General features: G+C 74.9%; 1 pseudogene. It reads right to left on the bottom strand.

Annotation, left to right across the window (positions count from 1 at the left end):
* Positions 1-4,779: pseudogene (locus tag B0F77_RS49250) on the bottom strand (type I polyketide synthase); the annotation flags it as partial.
* Positions 4,780-5,011 lie beyond the last annotated feature (232 nt).

The raw sequence follows: 5,011 nt of genomic DNA, 5'->3' as shown, positions 1-5,011 counted from the left end.
CCGCGGCGCCGCGGGCGTCACCGGGCGCAGGGCCAGCTCGCCGACCTCCGCCACGGGACGGCCGGCGTCGTCGAACAACAGGGCGGAGACGGAGTGCTCGCCGGTCGTGGTCAGCCGCACCCGGAACGCCCCGCCGGGCCGGCCGAACACCCTCACCCCGTGCCACGAGAACGGCAGCCGGGGCGCGGACCCGAGCCGGGTGAGGAACCCGGCCTGCAACGCGGCGTCGAGCAGCGCCGGGTGCAGCCGGAACCCGGAGGTGTCGAGGTCGTCCGGCAGGCGTCCCTCGGCGAAGATCTCGTCACCGCGCCGCCACCCGGCGGTGACCGCCTGGAAGGCCGGTCCGTAGTCGTACCCGTGCGCGGCCGCGTCGTCGTACAGCGCCGCGACGTCGAGCACCTCGGCGTCGGCCGGTGGCCACGCCACCGGGCCGGGCGCCTCCGCGGCGGCGTCGGTGAGCACGGCGGTGGCGTGCCTCGTCCACGGTTCACCGTCAGCGTCCTGAGGTCGGCTGTAGAGCTGTGCTGGGCGACCGACGTCGCCGGACGCGCCCACCATGAGGCGCAGCTCGATCGTGTCGTCGTTGAGCGCCAAGGGGTTCTCGAGCGTCAGCTCGTCCACGCCGGTGCAGCCGAACCGTTCACCCGCGGCGAGCGCGAGTTCCACGACGGCGCTGCCGGGCAGCAGCACCGAGCCGAACACCGAGTGGTCCGCGAGCCAGGGCTGGGACGCGAGCGAAAGCGTGCCGGAGAGGACGGTCTCGTCCGTCGCCGGCAGTGTGATCGCCGTGTCGAGCACGGGATGCCCGAGCGCGGAGCCGCGGTCGTCGTCCGCCCGCAGCCAGAAGCGGGTGCGCTGGAACGGGTACGGCGGCAGCGCGACCGGGTGGCCGCCGTGGTCCTCTGCGATCTGCCGCCAGTCGACCCCGGTGCCGCGGACGTGCACGTGTGCCAGGCCCGACATCAGGGTCTCGATCTCCGGCCGGTCCTCGCGCAGCAGCGCCACGGCCTGCGGCACCATCGCCGCCAGCGCTCCGCCGGGGCCGACCTCGACGAACGTGTCCACACCGCGGGACTCCAGCGTGCGGACCGCGTCGTGGAAGCGCACCGGTTCGCGGACGTGCCGCACCCAGTGCTCCGGTGCGGCGAGGGTGTCCGCGAGCCGCCCGGTGAGCGCGGAGACCACCGGGAGCACGGGCTCGTGGTAGGTCAGGGTCTCCGCGACGCGGCGGAACCCGTCGAGCATCCCGTCCATGCGCGGCGAGTGGAACGCGTGGCTCACCTGGAGCCGTTTCGTCTTGCGCCCTTGCGCGGCGAACCGCGCCGCGATCGCCAGTACGACGTCCGCGTCCCCGGACAGCACCACCGAGCCGGCCTCGTTGACCGCGGCGACACCGGCCCGGTCGGGGTGCGCGGCCAGCGAGGGCAGCACCTCCTCCTCCGAGGCCTGCACGGCGACCATCGCCCCGCCGCGAGGCAGCGCCTGCATCAGGGCACCGCGTGCCGCGACGAGCGCGCAGGCGTCCTCCAGGCTCAGCACGCCGGCCAGGTGGGCGGCGGTCAGCTCACCGATCGAGTGCCCCGCCAGGTGGTCCGGTCGCACACCCCAGTGCTCCAGCAGCCGGGTCATCGCGACCTCGACCGCGAAGACGGCGGGCTGGGTGAAGGCGGTCTCGTGGACGTCCGGGGAACCGCTCAGCACCAGGTCGCCGACCGGGAGGGCGGTGTGCGCGTCGAGCAGGCGGCAGACCTCGTCGAACGCCCGCGCGAACACCGGGTAGCGCTGGTGCAGCCGGCGGCCCATGCCCTGGTACTGCCCGCCCTGGCCGGTGAAGAGGAACGCCGTGCCGCCCGGCGTCGGCTCACCGGTGACGAGCCCCGGCGCGCCGCGGCCCTCGCCCAGCGCGGTCAGCGCCTCGGGGCGCAGGACGACGGCCCTGTGGCCGAACAGCGGCTTGCCGGCCAGTGCACGGGCGGCGTCCGCGGGGTGTTCGTCCACAGAGGACAGCTGGAGAGCCTGCGCGCGCAACGCCTGCCGGGACTTGGCGGACAGCACCCAGGGCACCGGGAGCGGGTCCTCCGCGCGGTCGGGCGGCGGGGCGGCCGCGGGCGCCTGTTCAAGGACGACGTGGGCGTTGGTGCCGCTGATGCCGAAGGAGGACACGGCGGCCCGGCGCGGGCGGGCGGTGTCCGGCCACGGTTCGTTCGCGGTCAGCAGCCTGACGTCGCCCTGCGTCCAGTCGACGTGCGGCGTGGGTTCGTCGACGTGCAACGAGCGCGGCGCCACGCCGTGCCGAATGGCCATGATCATCTTGATCACACCCGCGACCCCGGCCGCGGCCTGCGCGTGCCCGATGTTGGACTTGATCGAACCGAGCCGGAGCGGCTCCTCGCGGTTCTGGCCGTAGGTGGCGAGCAGTGCCTGGGCCTCGATCGGGTCGCCGAGGACGGTGCCGGTGCCGTGCGCCTCCACGACGTCCACTTCGGACGGCTGGAGCCCGCCGGCGGCGAGCGCCTGCAGGATGACCCGTTGCTGCGACGGGCCGTTCGGGGCGGTCAGCCCGTTGGAGGCGCCGTCCTGGTTGACCGCGGAACCGCGCAGCACCGCGAGCACCGGGTGCTGGTGGCGCTGGGCGTCGGAGAGGCGTTCGAGCAGGACGAGGCCGGCGCCCTCGCTCCAGCCGGTGCCGTTCGCGGCCGCGGCGAACGGTTTGCACCGGCCGTCCGGCGACAGGCCCCGCTGCCTGCTGAACTCGATGAACATCGTCGGCGTCGCCATCACGGTCACGCCACCGGCCAGGGCGAGCGAGCACTCGCCGTTGCGCAGCGCCTGTGCGGCCAGGTGAATCGCCACCAGCGACGACGAACACGCGGTGTCTACCGTGACCGCCGGGCCCTCGAACCCGAACGTGTAGGCGATCCGGCCGGACGCCACGCTCGCCGCGTTGCCCACCGCCAGCTGGCCCTCGTACCCCTCCGGCGCGCGGCGCAACCGGGTCCCGTAATCGCCGTACATGACGCCGGCGAACACACCGGTGCTGCTGCCGCGCAAGGAGTCCGGGTCGAGCCCCGCGTTCTCCAGCGCCTCCCACGCCGTCTCCAGCAGGATGCGTTGCTGCGGGTCGGTCGCGAGTGCCTCGCGCGGGCTCATGCCGAAGAACTCCGCGTCGAAGAACTCGGCGTCGTGCAGGAAACCCCCGCTCCTGGTGTAGGTCGTGCCGTGGTGCTCGGGGTCGGGGTGGTAGATCGCGTCCAGGTCCCAGCCGCGCCCGTCCGGGAACGCCGTGACGGCGTCGGTCCCGTCGGCCACGAGCCGCCAGAGCTCGTCCGCCGAGCGGACACCGCCGGGGTATCGGCAGCTCATCGCGACGACCGCGATGGGCTCCCCGGTGCCGGTCGCGGTGGTGACGACCGCCCTGGCCGCTTTGATCTCACCGGTCGCGGTGGTGCGCAGCAGCTCGATCACGGCGGCGGGGGTGGGGTGGTCGAAGACCAGGGTCGCGGGCAGGCGGAGGCCGGACGTCGCGGTCAGCCTGTTGCGCAGCTCGACCGCGGTGAGCGAGTCGAAGCCGAACTCCTTGAACGTGCGGTCGTCGTCGATCGCGTCCGTCGACGAGTGCCCGAGCACGCCCGCGACGGCCGTGCGCACCAGCTCCCGCACCAGTTCCCGCTGGTCCTCAATGGACAGACCGGTGAGACGTTCGGCCAGCGACCCGCCGCCGGCGGTGCGCGCCCGCCGCCGCGCCGGCACCAGGTTCCGCAGCACGGCGGGCACCTCCTGCTCGCGCAGCGCGGCGAGGTCGAACCGGGCGGGCGCGGTGACCGGCAGGCCGGAGGCGAGGGCGGCGTCGAACAGGGCCAGCCCGGCGTCCGCCGCGATCGGTGCGAGCCCCAGCCGGCCCAGCCTGGCGAGATCGCCGCCGGTCAGGTGCTCCGCCATCCGGCTCGGCTCCTCCCAGCGGCCCCAGGCCAGGGTGCTGGCGGGCAGCCCCAGTGCCCTGCGGTGGTGGGCGAGCGCGTCGAGGAACGCGTTGGCCGCCGCGTAGTTCGCCTGGCCGGCGGGCCCGAGCGTCCCGGCGACGGAGGAGAAGAGCACGAACGCGGTCAGGTTCAGGTCGCGGGTGAGCTCGTGGAGGTTCCACGCCGCCCGCACCTTCGGCGCGAAGACGTCGTCGACCTGCCGCCGCGTCAGCGAACCGAGGGTGCCGTCGGCGAGCACACCGGCCGCGTGCACCACGGCCGTCAGCTCGCCCGACAGCCGGGCGATGAGGTCTCCCGCCGCCGCCCGGTCCGCGACGTCGCAGGCGACGACCTCGGCCCGCGCACCGAGCGCGGTGAGCTCCTCGACCAGTTCGGCGGCACCGGGCGCGGCCGGTCCGCCGCGGCTCGCGAGCACCAGGTCCCGGGTTCCGTGCTGTCGCACCAGGTGCCGGGCAACGGCGGCGCCGATGGTGCCGGTCGCCCCGGTCACCAGCACGGTCCCGCCGTCCAGCGCGGGAGCACCGCCCGTGGCCGCGGCCGGCACGCGGTCGAGCCGCGGGGCGAGAGGCAGGCCCCGCCGCACGGCGACCTGCGGCTCGCCGGTGGCAGCGGCGAGCCGCACGGCCTCGACGCCGGGCTCGTCGGCGTCCACCAGGAGGAACCGGCCGGGGTGCTCGGCCTGAGCCGAGCGCACCAGGCCCCACACGGCGGCGCCGGCCAGGGAGGTGACGTCGGTGTCCCCGGCGGCCGCGACGGCGCCGGAGGTCAGCACGACCAGCCTGGCCGCCTCGAACCGCTCGTCCGCGAGCCAGTCGCGAAGCGTCTCCAGCGTCTGCCAGACGACGTCGCCCGCGTGGCCCTCGTCTGGCATGGGCGGTGTCGCCGGATCCGGCGTCTTGGCCGCCGCGAAGTCCTCGCTCGGTATGGGCAGGAGCACCGGGTTTGGCGTCTCGGCCGCTGCGAAGCCGTCGCCAGGTGCGGGCAGTACCGGGTCTGGCGCCGCGGTCACGGCGGAGCCGTCGTTCGATACG

The sequence above is a fragment of the Lentzea kentuckyensis genome (assembly GCF_002150765.1).
In the GTDB taxonomy this organism is placed as follows: domain Bacteria; phylum Actinomycetota; class Actinomycetes; order Mycobacteriales; family Pseudonocardiaceae; genus Lentzea; species Lentzea kentuckyensis.
This window is presented reverse-complemented; position numbering and strand designations above follow the sequence as displayed.